Here is a 16,386-nt window from a genome sequence, read left to right on the forward strand (position 1 = left end):
ACCGCGTTGGTTTTCCGGTTCCGCCACTGGACGTCAGTCGCGGCGGAACGTCATGGTGGTGCGGCCGAGGCTGATCCTGCTGCCGTCCACCAGGCGGGCCTGCCTGACCTGTTGTCCGTTGACGAAGGTCCCGTTCGTGGACCCCTTGTCCACGAGGACGGCCTCGTCGCCGTCCAGCCGGATCTCCACGTGGTGACGGGAGACGCCGTTGTCGACCAGGCGCAGGTCGCAGTCGGTGCCGCGGCCCAGGAGGGTGACCGGGGTGGTCAGCTCGAAGGACTGCTGCATCCCGTGGCTGGCGATGGCGCCCTCGGCGGCGGCGCCGCCGGGGGAGATCAGCAGGCGCGGACGCCCGGCCTGCTGCTGGCCCCCGCTGGGACCGGGGTCGCCGACGGGCTGGCGGACCTCGCCGTCCTTGCCGACCATGGTGCCCCGCACGACGCCGGAGCGGATGCGGAAGCGGCCGGTCTTGAGGCCTTCGTCGGACCTGAAGTGCACGCGGACCGGCCCGACGAAGGAGTAGCCCTGCTCCGTCGCGTAGTCGCGTGCCAGCTTGGACAGCTCCTGCCCCAGGCTGTCGGCGTAGACTTCGAGGCGCTCCTTGTCGCTGCTGGCCAGCTCGACGATGAAGTCGTTCGGAACCAGGGTGCGGCCCTGGGCGACGATGGCCGCCCGCTCGTCCATCTCACGTTGGACGGCGCTCGCCACCTCGACCGGTTGGAGCTCGGACTTGAAGGCCATCGCGAAGGTGCCTTCGATCATGCCCTCAAGCCTGCGCTCGAAGCGTTGGAGCACTCCCACGAGGTACCTCCCTTTGTACTCCACTTCGTATGTGTAGACGATCGTAACCGGGTCAAGGTGCCCCTGGTTTCAGGCACACCCCCGGGACGGCCGCCCGAGGGCCGCGGACCGGTGGTCCGAAAAGCGTGTGCGACCCACCTTCAGACCGTGCTAGCCTTATGCATGTCGCCAGGGGGAAACGGCCGAAAAGCCCGGTTCACCTGGCAACACAACTGAATGGCATGTCACTCGGGCGGGTGGCGGAACGGTAGACGCGCACGGTTCAGGTCCGTGTGTCCGAAAGGATGTGAGGGTTCAAATCCCTCCTCGCCCACGTTGCGCGGGTTGCTGCTCGCTGACCTCCGGTCGGCTCGCGGCAGCCCGCGGTTTCTTTTTCGGGGGGCGACCCCCGTGCCCCCGGTTGGCGCGGGTTGCTGCTCGCTGACCTCCGGTCGGCTCGCGGCAGCCCGCGGTCTGTTTTTCGGGGGGCGACCCCCGTGCCCCCGGTTGGCGCGGGTTGCTGCTCGCTGACCTCCGGTCGGCTCGCGGCAGCCCGCGGTCTGTTTTTCGGGGGGCGACCCCCGTACCCCCGGTTGGCGCGGGTTGCTGCTCGCGGTCGGCCTTGGGGCACGACTTCTTCGTACCCCGGTGGCGTCAGGTTACCCGGCGAGGGTCGTTCGACCGCTCCACTGCTTTCCCGCTTCTCCTGGTCCCTCCCTCCGGCCCCGCGGCCGGACAGGGAGCGCACCACGGGCCGGGACCGGGCCGGGCGTCCCCGCCCGGCCCGGTCCCGGCACCCGTGTCCTCAGCCCCGGTCCCCCCTCTCCCCTCGGTCACCCACTCCAGCCGTTCGCGGATCGAGACCCGTTCCGGTGAGGCCTCGATCCGGTCGGAGGAGCGGTGCTCAGCCGCGTGCGGCGACCTCCTCCCGGTCGGACCCGCCGGGCCGGTCGACGGGGTCGAGCTGGACACCGCAGGCCAGGCGCCGGGTGTGGTCCACGACGCGCGTGGGCCCGTCGAGCAGGACCGGCACGGTGTGCCGGACGTCCTCGCTGGACGCGGACAGCAGCAGCTCCAGGCGGCCGGGTTCGACGAGGCGCCGCCCGTCCGGGCCGGTGTAGGAGGCCAGGTCGGCGTGGACGGAGAAGTCCACTGCCCGAGCCTCCCCGGGCTCCAGGTGCACCCGCGCGTAGCCGACCAGCTGTCTGCGGGGTCTGGCCACCTGGGCGACGGGGTCGTGCAGGTAGAGCTGGACGACCTCGGTCCCGGCGGCGCCGCCGACGTTGCGGACGGTGCAGCCCACGGTGACCTCGCCGTCGGTGCCCACCCTGGGGACCTTCTCCGGTCGGACGGCGCCCGCGTCCACACGCGGGTCCTCCCAGACGAACCGGGTGTAGGACAGGCCGTGGCCGAAGGGGTGGCGCGGGGCGGGGTCCACCGAGCTGACCTCGCTGCGGTGGGCCAGGTCGGGGCCCAGGTAGGTGGCGGGCTGGCCGCCGGGCGCGCGCGGCACGGACACCGGCAGGCGCCCGCTGGGGTTGACCCGGCCCGAGAGCACCCCCGCCACGGCGGGCATGCCCTCCTCGCCGGGAAGGAATGCCTGGACGACGGCGGCCAGCCGGTCGGCGACCGGGCCCAGCGCGTAGGGCCGTCCGGACACCACCACCGCGACCACGGGGGTGCCGGTGTCGGCCAGGGCCTCCAAGAGCTCCTGCTGGACCCCGGGGAGGCGCAGGTCCTCGGCGTCGCAGCCCTCGCCGGAGGTGCCCCGGCCGAACAGGTCGGAGCGGTCGCCCACCACGGCCACGCACACCCGGGCGCGCCCGGCCGCCGACACGGCCTCGGCGAAGCCGTCGGTGGAGTCGCCGTCCACCGAGCACCCGGCGCGGTGCTCGACGCGGACGCCGGGCAGTTCGGCGCCCAGGGACTCCAGCAGGGTGGGGATCTCCACGCCGACGGCGGTGCCGGGGTGGCGCCTGCCCACGTGGGCGGGGAAGGAGTAGCAGCCGAGCACGGCGTCGGCGGTGTCGGCGAGCGGGCCGACCAGGGCCAGGCCCCCGGTGTCGGCCAGGGGGAGCGCGTCGTCGGTGTTGGAGAGCAGGACCACCGAGCGCTCGGCGAGTTCGCGGGCCAGCGCGCGGTGTTCGGCGGGGTCCAGGTCCACGGGGACGGCGGGGTCCCCGGGCTCCGGAGACCAGTCGGCGTCGAGCAGTCCCAGCTGGCACTTCTGCGTCAGCACGCGCCGGGCGGCCCGGTCGACCAGCTCCTCGGGCACCTCGCCCGAGCGGACCAGGGCGGTGAGCCGGTCGCCGTAGCAGTGCACGGTGGGCAGCTCGACGTCCACGCCCGCGGTCAGGGCCAGGGCGCCGGCCCGCTCGGCGGAGTCGGCGACGCGGTGCAGGGTCTGGAGGAAGGCGATGCCGAAGTAGTCGGCCACCACGGTGCCCTCGAAGCCCCACTGGTCGCGCAGCAGGCCGGTGAGCAGGCGCGTGTCCGCGGCGGCGGGCACCCCGTCGTTGTCGTTGTAGGCGGACATGACCGACCCGGCGCCTCCGTCGCGCACGGCCATCTCGAAGGGGGGCAGCAGGACGTCGGCGAACTCGCGCGGGCCGATCGAGACCGGCGCGAGGTTGCGGCCGCCGCGGGAGGCCGAGTAACCCGTGAAGTGCTTGAGGGTGGCCACGATCCCGGCGGACTGGAGGCCGCGCACGTAGGCGGTGCCCACGGTCGCCACGAGGTGGGGGTCCTCGCCGATGGTCTCCTCGGTGCGGCCCCAGCGGGGATCGCGGGACACGTCCAGCACGGGGGCCAGGCCCTGGTGGACGCCGACCCGGCGCATGCTCGCGCCGATCTGCGCGGCCATCCGCTCGACCAGTTCGGGGTCGAAGCTGGCGCCCCAGGCCAGGGGGACCGGGTAGATCGTCGCGGTCCAGGCGGCGAACCCGGCCAGGCACTCCTCGTGGGCCAGGGCCGGGATGCCGAAGCGGTTGGCGGCCATGATCTCCCGCTGGCTGCGGGCCAGCGACGCCCGGCCGGCGGCGGGATCGACCGGGGCGGTGCCGAAGGGCCGGGTGAGCTGGCCGAGGCCGTGCTCGATGACCTCCTCCCAGGCGGGGGGCTCCTGGGTGAGGTCGTGCTGGTGCGGTGCGACGGCCTCGCCGGAGGCGTCCGCGCTCACCCACACACCGTGAAGCTGGGCGACCTTCTCCTCCAGGGTCATCGATCCCAGCAGTCGCTCGACGCGCGTCGCGCCGGGGAGGGAGGGGTTCCGCCAACCGTCGTCGGCGGCCTCCCGGTCCGCGACGTGTTCCGAGGGTCCGGTCATGTGGGTGGGCCTTTCTGTGCTCAGTGGGGATGCGGGGGAGTGGTGTGTCCGGATGGTGGCCCGCGCGCCATGGAATTCCGAAACTTTCGAGTCTAGTATCGAAACTTACTGACGGAGAATGTACGTAGTCGCGGTAGGCAGGTCAACCCCCGTGAGAGATATACGTCACAGGAAGGTGGTGACCTGCAGTGCCGAAAAGAGGGCCTGCCGACAGCGGAGAAGGGGTTTCGTCAGGCACGTCCAGGGGAATCCGATGAGGCCCGAAACTTTCGGGAAAGCGGCCGGGGGCAGCCGCCCGGGCCGTCCGGGCCGCCCGGAATCTCCGAAGGGGCGGATGGGACACTTCGGGCGTGGGAATTCTCGAACGACTCCATGAGATCGGGCGGCCGCTGGTCGCCGAGCAGCTGGCGCACCCGACCGTCGCCGGGATCGCCCGGGGCGACCTGGACGAGCGCGCCTTCCGGTACTGGCTGGAGCAGGACCACCTCTACCTGCTCGACTACGCGCGGGCCTTCTCCCGGCTGGCCTGGCAGGCCCCCGACGGACACCTCGCCGACCTGGTGGGCATCGCGCACAGCACCCTCAACGAGGAACTGGAGCTGCACCGCTCCCTGTCCGGGGAGTTCGGCGCCGACCTGACCACCCGGGACAAGGGCCCGGCGTGCGCGGCCTACACCGCCTGGCTGCTCGACGCCGCCGCCGACTACCGCGACGGGCTCGCCGCGGTGTACCCGTGCATGTGGGGCTACAACCAGCTCGGGCTCGCGCTCGCCGAGAGCCGCCCGGAGGAGCCGCGCTACCGCCGGTGGGTCGACACCTACGCCGACCCGGAGTTCACCACCCTCACCGGGCACTACGGGAGGATGCTGGAGGAGGCCGCTCCGGAGCCCGCGCGCGCCGAGCGCCTCTTCCTGGAGGGCATGCGCCACGAGGTGGCCTTCTGGGACACGCCGCACACCGCGCGCACCGCCTGAACCGCGCGCACGCGCGACGGGGTTCGGCTCCGGGGCGGTCGGGCCGGCGACTCCCACCCGGTCCGCGCGCACGCGCGACGGGGTTCGGCTCCGGGGCGGTCGGGCCGGCGACTCCCACCCGGTCCGCGCGCACGCGCGACGGGGAGCCCGCGGTTGTCCACAGCACAGAGAACGCTCTGGTGTCGCTTGTCGGTCGGCGCCTAGCCTTGATGCGGGGGGACCAGGTTCCGCCGACGGGCGCCTCACACGCCCCCGTGTCCATGGTTTCCCGGTCGGCCCTTCGGAGGCGATCCCCTTCCGCTGCCTGTGGACGGACGGCGCACGCGCGACGGGGAGCCGGGCGGCGCGGCCCGGCTCCCCGCTCTGCCGTCGGGTGCCGCCCCAGTCAGGGGTTGAGCACCGTGGACAGGGTCTCGAAGCGCTCGATCTCGCAGCCGTTGCGCTTGTTGAACTCGGTGTCGACCTCGGTTCCGCCGACGTGCCCGGTCACGTGGACGACCTCGGGGCCGCCCACCTGCATCGTGCACATCATGTCGGAGGTGTCGCCGCTGCTGAAGGGGCCGGTGCCGACCGCCTCGATCTCGGCGCAGGCCGCCTCGGGGTCGGGGTGGTCGCCGCCCGCGGGGGAACAGGTGAGGGTCCACACCCCCTCCTCGTAGCCCTCCGCGGGCTCCAGGCCCTCGTCCCCGCTGAGAGTGCGTTCGATGGTGAGGCTGGTCTCGGCCTCCCCGTCCCCGGTCTCCCCCGGGGACGGGGAGGCCGCGTCGGAGGCGGAGGAGCTGGTGTCGTCGGGTGCGGACTCGGGTGCGTTCACCTCGGCGGGTTCGTTGCCGCAGGCCGTGAGGAGCAGGCCAAGGGCTGCGAGGGCGGCGAGGCGGACCGGCAGGGCCGTCGCGAAGGTGTGCTGAGCCATACAGTTCGGACGCGGGGGGTTTCCGACGGGTTCCCCCGATTCTCACATTTTTCGGAGTACACGGATACAGGGGGTCACATGTTCGGCAGCGGTGTTCCGGAGGCCAACGCCACCGAGGTGCCCGAGGGCGCCTACCTCCTCGACGTCCGCGAGGACGACGAGTGGAACGCGGGCCACGCGCCCGACGCGACGCACATCCCGCTCGGCCGGCTCAACGAGCGCGCGGGCGAGATCCCGCGCGACCAGCGGGTCTACGTCGTCTGCCGCGTGGGCGGCCGCTCGGCGCAGGCCGTCGCGGCGATGAACCAGGCCGGGTGGGACGCGGTCAACGTCTCCGGCGGCATGCAGGCCTGGCAGCACGCCGGACGCGACATGGCCGCGGAGGGCGGCGCGGAGCCCCGGGTGATCTAGGGAGTGTTCCGCGGAGGCTTTCGGATCAGCGAGCGGCCGTCCGGGTAATCTCTCGCAAGACGGTTCGCGCAGGTCAGCCTGGTTGGCTTTTCAAGCGAAACCGGTGCAGCGAGAGGCAGCCCGGTGGTCGCGAGCCCGAAATGGTCCGAGGAACACGACCCAGCGCGCCGGAGCCGATTTGGCTCCGATTGCGCAAAGCCCTGCCCCCGGGCCGCTCCCGGGTGGCACTATGACGTCGTGAGTTCCGAGCGCGCGCCCCTCAGCGCCGAAGCCGTGCTGGCCGCATCAGCGGACGCGGTGGTCTGCGTCGACAGCGAACTCCGAGTCACCCTCTGGAACCCGGCCGCCGAACGGTTGTTCGGCTGGCGTGCGGAGGAGGTGCTCGGGGGCGAGCTGCCGATCGTCCCCGCTGAGCTGAGGGCCGAGCACGGCGCGGTGCTCGAACACGTGCGCGCCGGAACCCCGCTGTCCATCCACACCCGCCGGGTGCGCAGGGACGGCGCGGTCGTCGACGTGCGGATCAACACCAACCGGGTGCCCGGCGCCGACGGCGGCGTGGCCGGGTGGGTGCTCAACCTCTACCCCTCCGACAGCGATGTGCAGGCCCGCTCCTCGGCGATGGAGCGGGCCCGTCTCGTGCGGCGGCTCACCGACGTGGTCGTCGACATCAACGCCGACCTCAGCCTCAAGACCGTGCTCGACCGCATCTCCCGCGGCATCACCGAGCTCACCGGGGCGGACGCGGGCGGCTTCGTCCTGCTCAACGAGGACCGCGTGGAGCTGGTCAGCATCTCGGAGCTGTCGGAGGACCTCCAGGGGTTCAGCTCGGCGCTGGACGACAGCCTGTTCGGTGAGCTGCTGCGCAGCGGCAAGTCCGTGCTGCTGGCCAACGAGGACACCCGCGGCCTCCAGGACCTGGTCTGGGCCGACCTGCCCGGGCTGCACACCATCGCGCTGGGCGTGTCCAACGTGCACGGCCGCCCCTACGGCGCCCTCTACGCGCTCTACAGCCAGCGCAAGGTCGGGCACGTGGAGCTGGAGCTGCTCGAACTGCTCGCCGCGCACGCCGGGGTGGCGATCGGCAACGCGCTGGCCTACGAGGAGCTCAACCGCCAGCGAGTCCACGAGCAGGCCGTGGCCGACTCCAGCGCCGACGGTATCGCCGTGCTCGACTTCGGCGGCCGGGTGCGCAAGTGGAACCGGTCGGCGGTGGAGCTCACCGGCTACCCGGCCGAGGTGATGGAGGGGCGCCACCCGCCCTTCCCGCTGCCCGCCTGCCACGGCCAGCCCGTCAAGCACAAGCTCCGCGACGGCCGCTGGCTGGAGATCCTGATGGCGCAGATCCCGCGCACCCACGAGTGGGTGGTGGACTTCCGCGACATCACCGCGCAGAAGGCCATGGAGGACGAGCGCGAGGAGTTCCTGGCCACGAGCGGACACGAGCTGCGCACACCCATCACCGTCATCCACGGCTACGCCACCACCCTCCTGCGCAAGTGGTCCCGGCTCAGCCCGGACTCGCAGTACCAGGCCGTCGGCACCATCGCGGAGCGCTCCTCCGCCCTGGCCGCGCTGGTGGACCGGCTCCAGCTGGGCTCGGACGTGGCGCGCGGCGAGATGCGGGTCGGCCGCGAACGGTTCGACCTGCCCGAGGTGCTGCGGCAGGCGGTCAGCGCCTTCCGGCCCCTGTCCGACCGGCACGACGTCACCCTGGACGACCTGCCCGGCCTCCCGCCCACGGCGGGAGACCCGCTGGCCACGAGCATGATCATGGACCAGCTGCTGGACAACGCCCTCAAGTTCTCGCCCCGGGGCGGGGCCGTGCGCGTGAGCGCGCGGGAGGAGGGCGACGCCGTCGCGGTCGTGGTCGACGACGAGGGCGTGGGCCTGCGCCCGGGCGACGAGGAGCGGATCTTCGACCGCTTCGTGCAGTCCGGGGTGCGCGGTGAGGAGTCCCGCTTCGGCGGGCTCGGTCTCGGCCTCTACATCGTGCGCCAGCTGGCCAGGGACCAGGGCGGCGACGTGACCGCCCAGCGCCTGGAGCGCGGGACGCGCATGCGGTTCACCGTGCCGCTGCACTCCGGCGGGGGCGAGGGGGCCTCTGCACGCGGCGAACCGCTCCACAGGCAACCTGAGTCCCAGGAGACAACAAAAACCTCACCAACCCCCGAACCCCTGTCCCGTCAGCGATCCCCGCGCCGACGTGCGAGCCGTACACCGTGATTCACCTCGCGGTGGGTTTCCTCCCGAGGTGAACGGGGCATTTCCACCCCTGGTGGAATTCGCTGGCACACATCGGGCGGGTTCCGGACGGCCCGAGAAAGCACCAACGCGCAGGGATTTCGACGTGTCAGGAGACCACACCCCACTCGACGCGGGGGACAGCCCGCACAAGGTCGAGCGGAGCGTCACGCTCCCCCACACCCCCGCCACCGTGGCCGGTGCCAGGCAGCGGCTCTGCCGCGACCTCCGCGCCATGTGCGTCAGCGAGGAGTGCGTGGACGACGCGGCCCTCGTCCTCAGTGAACTCGTCAGCAACGCCCTCCGCCACGCCCGCCCCCTGCCCACCCCCGAGAACCCCGAGGACAGCGTCGGCGTGTCCTGGCGGGCCGAGGTGGACCGCGGGTCGGGGGCGTGCGGCTGGGTGGAGATCGCCGTACGCGACGGCGGCTCCAGCACCATGCCCCGGGTGGCGCGGCCCTCGGTCTCCGGCCTGGGCGGCCGGGGCCTGGGCATCGTCCAGTCCCTGTCCGGCCGCTGGGGCACCGAGATGGACGCGACCACCACCACGGTGTGGGCGGTCCTGGAGATCCCCGCCGAGGGCTCCGCCGCCGAGGAGGAGGACACGACCCGGGGGCTGCCGGAGGGTTTCGGGGCGAACCCGTACCCGGACGCCGCCGACGTCGTCGAGCTGCGGCTGGGCGCCGCCGAGGACACCAGGGCCCGCAGCGCCCTGCTCTGAGGGAGGCCGCCGCACGGCGGCGCCGCCACCGCGGAGGAACGTCACCGATGTCGCGAAACACCGCCAACGAGGTGGCCCGGCGCTGGTGGGGCCGCTACAGTCACGACTGTGGAGTTGAAGATATCAAGCCGGTCTCAGCAAGACGTCGCGGTGGTAACCGTTGGCGGTGAGATCGACCTGTACACGGCACCCCAGTTGCGTGACGAGCTCATCGGAGCCCTGGAGGACGGGGCGCGACGGCTGGTCGTCGACATGTCGCGGGTGGAGTTCTGCGACTCGACCGGCATCAGCGTGCTGCTCTCCGCCATGAAGCGCTCCCGCGACAAGGACGGCGACCTGGAACTCGTGGCTCCGAGGCCCGCGGTGACCAAGGTCCTGGAGGTGACCGGGCTCGACGCGGTGTTCGTCATCCACCCCGACCTCGACGCGTTGCCGGTGGCCGCGGGAACCGGCACCGCCCAGTAGACGGGACGCGCGTGCTTCGTGGGGAGGGCGCCGGTCCCGAGGGGACCGCGATCGCCGTGGTCATCGCAGCCAAGGACGAGGCGGTGCGCGTGGGCAGCACCGTCGAGGCCGCCCGCGCACTGCCCGGGGTGGACCTGGTCGTCGTGGTCGACGACGGCTCCGCCGACCGCACGGCCGAGCTCGCGCTCGACGCCGGGGCCCGGGTGATCAGGCACAGCCGCAACCGCGGCAAGGGGGCCGCGATGGAGACGGGCGCGGAGGGCGTCCGGCTCATCGAGGAGCACGAGGCGGGGGACGGGACCCCGCGCTCCCCCCGACACCTGCTGTTCCTGGACGCCGACCTGGAGGCGACCGCCGCGGAGGCGGCGCCGCTCGTCGAACCGGTCCGCGACGGCAAGGCCGACATGACCATCGCCCTCTTCCCCGCGACCCGCATGCGCCTGGGCGGCCACGGGTTCGTGGTGCGCCTCGCGCGCGGCGGCGTCCGCAAGGCCACCGGGTGGGAGCCCGAGCAGCCCCTCAACGGCCAGCGCTGCCTCACGCGCGCGGCCTTCGAGGCGGCCAGGCCGCTGGCCCCCGGCTTCGGCGTGGAGACCGGCCTGACCATCGACGTGCTGAGGGCGGGCTACCGGGTCCTGGAGGTGGAGGTGCCGCTGGAGCACCGGGCCACCGGCACCGACCTGCGTGCTCAGCTGCACCGGGCCCACCAGTTCGCGGACGTGGCCAGGGCCCTGGCGGTGCGCGAACTGCGGCCCACCGTGCGGCGCGGGTGGGACCGCACCCGTGAGCGCACGCGCACGGCGGGACGGCAACTGTCCCGCAAAATCGGGCACATGACTTGGAGAAACCGCCCGAAGTAGCCACATGGGTGCACTGTGTAGCTATACGCTCGCTCCGTGTTCACTACGATCCTGGCTTTGACGGGAATGCTCTCGGGACTGGGCGCGCTCGCCCTCGGCTGGCACGCGCTGTCCAGTGCCCGTGTGGTCGGCAGCGAGTCCCGGGCACTCGCCCAGCGGGCCGCCGCGGTCAGCGCCTCGGGCGTGGACCCCTTCGCCGTGCGCGACGTGGCGGTGCTCCACTACGACGCCCTGGAGGAGATGTCGGGCGCCCGCTCCTTCTCCCTGGCGCTGCTCAACAGCGAGGGCGACGGCGTCGTCGTCACCTCCATCAACGGGCGCACCGAGTCGCGCACGTACGCCAAGGCGGTGGTGGGCGGGGAGTGCGACACCCTGCTCAGCCCGGAGGAGTACCGGGTCGTCAGGTCGGCCCGCCTGGGGGAGGGCGTCGGCGCCGCCGCGACCGCGGGAAGCCCCTCGGCGCAGGCGGTGTCCTCGGCCGGGGGCCGTCCGACGCCCCCGTCCGCCGCCCGGGAGGAGCCCGGATCCCTGTCGTCCCGGGACGGGGAGCGGGGCGCGCGTGAGGACGCGGAGGCCGTTGACGCCGGCCCGGTCCGGGAGCGGGGCGAGGAAGCCCCGGCAGCCTCGACCGTCCCGAACGGCACGGGCGCGACCCGGGAGAACGTCGAACCGGCTCCGGCGGGCCCGTCAGCACGGACGGCCCGCGCCACCGAACCCGTCGCGGATGACGACCGAGAGGCTTCCGAGGTCATGCCAGCCTCAACCGGCACGGGAGCCTCAGCCGCCCCGGGCGGCGACCGGGAGGCACCGAACGCCGCTCCGGTCTTCTCCAACGCCACGGGTGATCAGCACGGTGCTCCGGCCACCGGGGCTACTGCGGACCCCGAAGCCCCGGTCGCCTCTGAGGTCGCGGACGACGGCCGAGAGGCCGCCTCCGCGGCCCCGGCCGTCCGGCCCGCCTCAACTGCTCCGTCGGTCCCGTCAAACCCAGCAGTCCCGGGCGGCGACCGGGAGGAGCAGGAGCCCCGCGGCCTCGTCTCCGTGATCCGCAGGACCATCGGGCGCGTCGGCGCCGACCGCCGACCCCCCGTCGCGGCCGTGCGTTCGGGCGTCGGAGCGGCGAGGCCGATCGCCTCCGCCAACGTCACGGTGCGACCGGGGCCCTCCGCCACCGCGGCGGGCAGCACCGGGAGCCCGGCCACCGGGAACGCGACGGCCGCCCGGCCGAGCCCGGAGGCCCCGGCCGACGAGGAGACCGGCGGGGAGGGCGCCCGGGAGGCGGACGCCTCCGCGTCGGAGGCGCGCAGGTGACCGCTCCGACACGGCCCGGACTCCGGTCCGGCCCCGGACACGGGCCCGCGCCGCGTCCCGAACCGCCGCACCCGGCGCACCGGTCCGTATAGCCTGGTGTTATGCCCAACCGCTACGCCTACCTCGGCCCCGAGGGCACCTTCACCGAAGCCGCGCTGCGCAATCTGCGTCCGGACGCGCCCGACGAGGCCCGCGTCCCCTGCGAGGGGGTCGCCGCGGTCTTCGACGCGGTCCGCTCCGGCGCGGTCGACGGCGGAGTCGTCCCCCTGGAGAACTCGGTCGAGGGCGGTGTCACCGCGACCATCGCCGAACTCGTCAACGGCGAACCGCTCCTCGTCACCGGCGAGACCGCGGTCCCGGTCGAGTTCTCCCTGTTCGCGCGGGGCGGGACGGTGCTTGAGGACGTCAAGCGGGTGGCCACCCACCCCCACGCCCTCGCCCAGTGCCGGGGCTGGCTCTCCCGCAACCTGCCCGACGCGGACACGCACACCGTCTCCTCCACGGCCGCCGCCGCGCGCGCCGTCTCCGAGCCCGGCGCCCCCTACGACGCGGCCATCTGCGCCGTGATCGCCGGGGAGCGCTACGGTCTGCACGCCCTGGCCTCCGGTATCGGCGACCGCTCCGACGCGGCCACCCGCTTCATCTACCTGTCCCGGCCCGGCGCCCTGCCCGGGCCCACCGGGGCCGACCTGACCTCGCTCGTCGCCTTCATCGCCGACGACCACCCCGGCGCCCTGATCGAGGTCCTCAACCAGTTCGCCGTGCGCGGGGTCAACCTCACCCGGCTGGAGTCGCGCCCCACCGGCGACCGGCTCGGCAGCTACTGCTTCTGCATCGACGCCGAGGGACACGTGGCCGAGGCCCGGGTCGGCGAGGCCCTCATGGGCATCCGGCGGGTCTGCCGGGACGTGCGCTTCCTGGGCAGCTACCCGCGCAGCGGCCGGACCACCGAGAACGACCCGCCGCTGCGGCCCCGACCGGCCACCGACGCCGACTTCGCCGAGGCCGAGCAGTGGCTGGCGCGCATCCGCGCAGGCCGGGTCGACTGAGGCCGGGCCCCGGCTCCGCGGACGGCTCCCCACGCGGCGCTCAAGCGCGGGCGGCCCCGACCGCTGGCCGCCCGCTCCCGCCCGGTCCCGGGTTCACGCTCCCCACGAACCCCCGGGACCGGTGGTCCTCAGGCCCGGACCACCTCCCTCGGGACGCCCCGGCGGACATCCTCCCCCGCGTCCGCGCGGTCCAGTTCCAGGCACAGCGCCAGCCTCAGCGCGAAGTCCTCAGGACGCGTCGCCCCCAGCACCTCCAGCGCGCTGCTGAGCTCCTCCGCGGTCATCTCGTTCAACGGCTTCACGATCGTCCCCCTCCTCGGTCTTTCACGTGAAGGACGAGGTCAGCGGGCGTCCATGACGCGGTTGCGGAAAAGATGTCGGGAGGATCGGGCCCGGACGGTAACCTGCAAGACGTGATCGACCTTCGCGCTCTTCGAGAAGACCCCGAACGACTCCGCACCTCGCAGCGGGCACGGGGGGAGGACCCCTCCGTCGCCGACCGCCTGCTCGGGCTCGACGCCGACCGCCGCTCCGCGCTGTCCCGGTTCGAGACCCTGCGCGCCGAGCAGAAGAGCGTGGGCAGGTCCGTCTCCAAGGCCTCCCCGGAGGAGCGCGAGGAACTCCTGACCCGCGCCAAGGCCATGGCCGCCGAGGTCAAGGAGGCCGAGGCCGAGGCGGGCCGCCTCGCCGACGAGCTGGACGCCCTCCTGTCCGGCGTGCCCAACCTCGTGGAGGAGGGCGCGCCCGAGGGCGGCGTGGACGACTTCAGGATCCTGGAGACCGTCGGCACCCCCCGCTCGTTCGACTTCACCCCGCGCGACCACCTGGAGCTGGGCGAGATGCTCGGCGCCATCGACATGGAGCGGGGAGCCAAGGTCTCCGGGGCCCGGTTCTACTTCCTCACCGGCGTGGGCGCCCAGTTGGAGCTGGCGCTGCTCAACATGGCCATGAACCAGGCCGTCCAGGCGGGCTTCACGCCGATGATCCCGCCGGTGCTGGTGCGGCCCGAGACCATGGAGGGCACCGGGTTCCTCGGTTCGCACGCCGATGAGGTCTACCACCTGCCCGCCGACGACCTCTACCTCGTGGGCACCTCCGAGGTGCCGCTGGCCGGGTACCACTCGGGGGAGATCCTGCCCGCCGACGCCCTGCCCAACCGCTACATCGGCTGGTCGCCGTGCTTCCGCCGCGAGGCGGGCTCCTACGGCAAGGACACCCGCGGCATCATCCGCGTCCACCAGTTCAACAAGGTGGAGATGTTCGTCTACACCCACCCCGACCAGGCGCACGAGGAGCACAAGCGGCTGCTCGCCTGGGAGCGGGAGATGCTGGACAAACTGGAGCTGCCCTACCGCGTGGTGGACATCGCCGGCGGCGACCTGGGCACCAGCGCCGCCCGCAAGTACGACTGCGAGGCGTGGGTCCCCACCCAGGAGACCTACCGGGAGCTGACCTCCACCTCCAACTGCACCGAGTTCCAGGCCCGCCGCCTCAACGTGCGGTTCCGGGACGAGGACGGCAAGCCCCGCTTCGCCGCCACCCTGAACGGCACGCTGGCCACCACCCGCTGGATCGTCGCCATCCTGGAGAACCACCAGCGCGAGGACGGCTCCGTGGTGGTCCCCGAGGCGCTGCGCCCCTACCTGGGCCGCGACGTCCTGGAGCCGGTCGCCAAGGGCAGGTAGCACCCGGGGCCCGGCACCCTTACACCCGGGCCGCGGGGCCCCGGCGCCGGACACACGAGGAGCCCGCCCCGGCCGGGGGCGGGCTCCTCGTTCGGCGCTACAGGTACGGGCCGGAGCCGTGCCGCTCCTCGTCCAGGCCGCCGGGGACGCCGGGCCCCTGGGCCTGAAGACCCGCGACGCCGGGCGGCAGGGCCTTGCGCATGTTCTCCAACTGGGCGCGGGCCGCCATCTGCTGGGCGAACAGGGTGGTCTGGATGCCGTGGAACAGCCCCTCCAGCCAGCCCACCAGCTGCGCCTGCGCGATGCGCAGCTCGGCGTCGCTGGGTGCCGCGCCCTCCGCGAACGGCAGGGTCAGCCGCTCCAGCTCCTCGATCAGCTCGGGGGCCAGACCGTCCTCCAGCTCCTTGATGGACGAGGTGTGGATCTCCTTGAGCCTGGCCCGGCTCGCCTCGTCCAGGGGAGCGGCCTTGACCTCCTCCAGGAGCTGCCGGATCATGCTGCCGATCCGCATCACCTTGGCGGGCTGCTCCACCATGTCGGCGAGGGTGCGCGGCTCCTCCGCGCCCTCCTCGCCGTCCCCGTCGCGGTCGGTTCCCATGACCAGGATCCGAGCCTGCTCCTCCGGGTTCTCTGCGCTGCTCATCAGTCCCCTTACGTGGATGTCACCGGCACGCCGTCAACGGGGAAGAAGGATCTTTCCGGTGTGCGCGCTCGTTTCCATGACGCGGTGCGCCTCCGCCGCGTTCCGCATCGGGACCGAGCGGTCGACGACGGGGCGGACGACTCCCTGTTCTACCAACGGCCACACCTGCTCGCGTACTCCCGAGACGATGGCGGCCTTCTCCTCCAGGGGGCGGGAACGCAGGGTCGTCGCGTGGACGGAGAGCCTCTTGGCGAGCATACGCCCCAGATCGGCCTCGGCGCGGCGCCCGCCCATCAGCGCGATGATCACCAGGCGGCCGTTGGTGGCCAGCGAGCGCAGGTTGGCGTCCAGGTAGGAGCCGCCCATGATGTCGAGGACGAGGTCCGCGCCGCCCGCCTCGCGCACGCGCTCGGTGAAGTCCTCCTCCTTGTAGTTGATCAGGATCTCCGCGCCCAGTTCACGGCAGCGTTCCAGCTTCTCCCCGCTGCCCGCCGTGACCGCCACCCGGGCGCCCAGGGCGCGGGCGAACTGGACCGCGAAGGTGCCGATGCCGCTGCCGCCGCCGTGGACCAGGACGGTCTCCCCGGCGCGCAGGCCGCCGACCATCACCAGGTTGGACCACACGGTGCAGGCCACCTCGGGCAGCGCGGCGGCCTCCACCAGGTCCACGCCCACGGGGACCGGCAGCAGCTGGCCCACCGGAACGGCGACCTTCTCGGCGTAGCCGCCCCCGGACAGCAGGGCGCACACCCGGTCGCCCACGGACCAGCCCGAGTCCTCGGTGCCGGGGCCGAGCTCGGCGACGGTGCCCGAGCACTCCAGCCCGGGGTACTCGGAGGCGCCGGGCGGGGGCGGGTAGTTGCCCTGGCGCTGGGAGACGTCGGCCCGGTTGGCCGCGCTCGCGGCCACGTCCACCAGGACCTCCCCCTCGCCGGGGACGGGGTCGGGAACCTCGGTCCAGGCCAGGACCTCGGGTCCGCCCGGTTCACTGATACGGATCGCGTGCAT

The 16,386-nt window shown here is 73.2% G+C and carries 15 protein-coding genes and 1 tRNA gene; 10 read left to right on the top strand and 6 right to left on the bottom strand.

The features are described 5' to 3' along the window. Positions 1–33 precede the first annotated feature (33 nt). Positions 34–801 carry an FHA domain-containing protein gene (locus tag PV789_RS00355; RefSeq protein WP_449411439.1) on the bottom strand — a complete coding sequence of 256 codons (768 nt, stop codon included), beginning with the start codon at positions 799–801 and terminating at the stop codon, positions 34–36. Between the two features lie 230 nt (positions 802–1,031). On the opposite strand from PV789_RS00355, the gene PV789_RS00360 reads away from it, so the two are divergent. Then, positions 1,032–1,114: transfer RNA gene (locus PV789_RS00360), tRNA-Leu, on the top strand. Positions 1,115–1,684: 570 nt separating this feature from the next. On the opposite strand, the gene PV789_RS00365 is transcribed toward PV789_RS00360, so the two are convergent. Beyond that, positions 1,685–4,105, bottom strand: a complete 2,421-nt coding sequence (locus PV789_RS00365) for a beta-xylosidase/alpha-l-arabinosidase (protein ID WP_274975640.1) — start codon at positions 4,103–4,105, stop codon at positions 1,685–1,687. A gap of 350 nt (positions 4,106–4,455) precedes the next feature. Between PV789_RS00365 and PV789_RS00370 the strand changes: the two genes are divergently transcribed. Further along, positions 4,456–5,079 (top strand): TenA family protein, encoded by a 624-nt coding sequence (locus PV789_RS00370; RefSeq protein WP_274975641.1) that lies wholly within the window; start codon positions 4,456–4,458, stop codon positions 5,077–5,079. 385 nt (positions 5,080–5,464) lie between these two features. Here the strand turns inward: PV789_RS00370 and PV789_RS00375 are convergent, their stop codons facing one another. Further along, positions 5,465–5,992 (bottom strand): SSI family serine proteinase inhibitor, encoded by a 528-nt coding sequence (locus PV789_RS00375; protein ID WP_274975642.1) that lies wholly within the window; start codon positions 5,990–5,992, stop codon positions 5,465–5,467. Between the two features lie 78 nt (positions 5,993–6,070). Here PV789_RS00375 and PV789_RS00380 point away from each other — a divergent pair, with 78 nt between their 5' ends. From PV789_RS00380 to pheA, 7 genes are all read left to right on the top strand, one after another. After that, the gene (locus tag PV789_RS00380) at positions 6,071–6,403 is read left to right on the top strand and encodes a rhodanese-like domain-containing protein (RefSeq protein WP_274975643.1); all 333 of its coding nucleotides are present in this window, start codon (positions 6,071–6,073) and stop codon (positions 6,401–6,403) included. Between the two features lie 237 nt (positions 6,404–6,640). Continuing rightward, positions 6,641–8,626, top strand: coding sequence for a sensor histidine kinase (locus PV789_RS00385; protein WP_274975644.1), 1,986 nt, complete (start codon positions 6,641–6,643; stop codon positions 8,624–8,626). 124 nt (positions 8,627–8,750) lie between these two features. After that, positions 8,751–9,365, top strand: coding sequence for an ATP-binding protein (locus PV789_RS00390; protein WP_274975645.1), 615 nt, complete (start codon positions 8,751–8,753; stop codon positions 9,363–9,365). Positions 9,366–9,473: 108 nt separating this feature from the next. Then, positions 9,474–9,830, top strand: coding sequence for an STAS domain-containing protein (locus PV789_RS00395; protein ID WP_013156254.1), 357 nt, complete (start codon positions 9,474–9,476; stop codon positions 9,828–9,830). Between the two features lie 11 nt (positions 9,831–9,841). After that, a complete protein-coding gene (locus PV789_RS00400; protein ID WP_274975646.1) occupies positions 9,842–10,690 on the top strand; it encodes a glycosyltransferase in 849 nt (282 codons plus the stop codon). Between the two features lie 36 nt (positions 10,691–10,726). Beyond that, positions 10,727–12,001 carry a DUF4446 family protein gene (locus PV789_RS00405; RefSeq protein WP_274975647.1) on the top strand — a complete coding sequence of 425 codons (1,275 nt, stop codon included), beginning with the start codon at positions 10,727–10,729 and terminating at the stop codon, positions 11,999–12,001. 101 nt (positions 12,002–12,102) lie between these two features. Then, positions 12,103–13,050 carry a prephenate dehydratase gene (gene pheA, locus PV789_RS00410; RefSeq protein WP_274975648.1) on the top strand — a complete coding sequence of 316 codons (948 nt, stop codon included), beginning with the start codon at positions 12,103–12,105 and terminating at the stop codon, positions 13,048–13,050. 128 nt (positions 13,051–13,178) lie between these two features. Here the strand turns inward: pheA and PV789_RS00415 are convergent, their stop codons facing one another. Next, positions 13,179–13,352: a mechanosensitive ion channel gene (locus PV789_RS00415; protein WP_274975649.1), complete on the bottom strand. Its 174-nt coding sequence runs from the start codon at positions 13,350–13,352 to the stop codon at positions 13,179–13,181. 111 nt (positions 13,353–13,463) lie between these two features. On the opposite strand from PV789_RS00415, the gene serS reads away from it, so the two are divergent. Continuing rightward, the gene (serS, locus tag PV789_RS00420) at positions 13,464–14,735 is read left to right on the top strand and encodes a serine--tRNA ligase (protein ID WP_274975650.1); all 1,272 of its coding nucleotides are present in this window, start codon (positions 13,464–13,466) and stop codon (positions 14,733–14,735) included. Positions 14,736–14,832: 97 nt separating this feature from the next. Here serS and PV789_RS00425 read toward each other — a convergent pair whose 3' ends face one another. Both PV789_RS00425 and PV789_RS00430 read right to left on the bottom strand, forming a co-directional pair. Further along, a complete protein-coding gene (locus tag PV789_RS00425; protein WP_212642001.1) occupies positions 14,833–15,378 on the bottom strand; it encodes a bacterial proteasome activator family protein in 546 nt (181 codons plus the stop codon). 33 nt (positions 15,379–15,411) lie between these two features. Next, positions 15,412–16,386 (bottom strand): NAD(P)H-quinone oxidoreductase, encoded by a 975-nt coding sequence (locus tag PV789_RS00430; RefSeq protein ID WP_274975651.1) that lies wholly within the window; start codon positions 16,384–16,386, stop codon positions 15,412–15,414.

Origin of the sequence: Nocardiopsis camelliae, assembly GCF_028993595.1 — a bacterium.
GTDB classification, from domain to species: domain Bacteria; phylum Actinomycetota; class Actinomycetes; order Streptosporangiales; family Streptosporangiaceae; genus Nocardiopsis; species Nocardiopsis dassonvillei.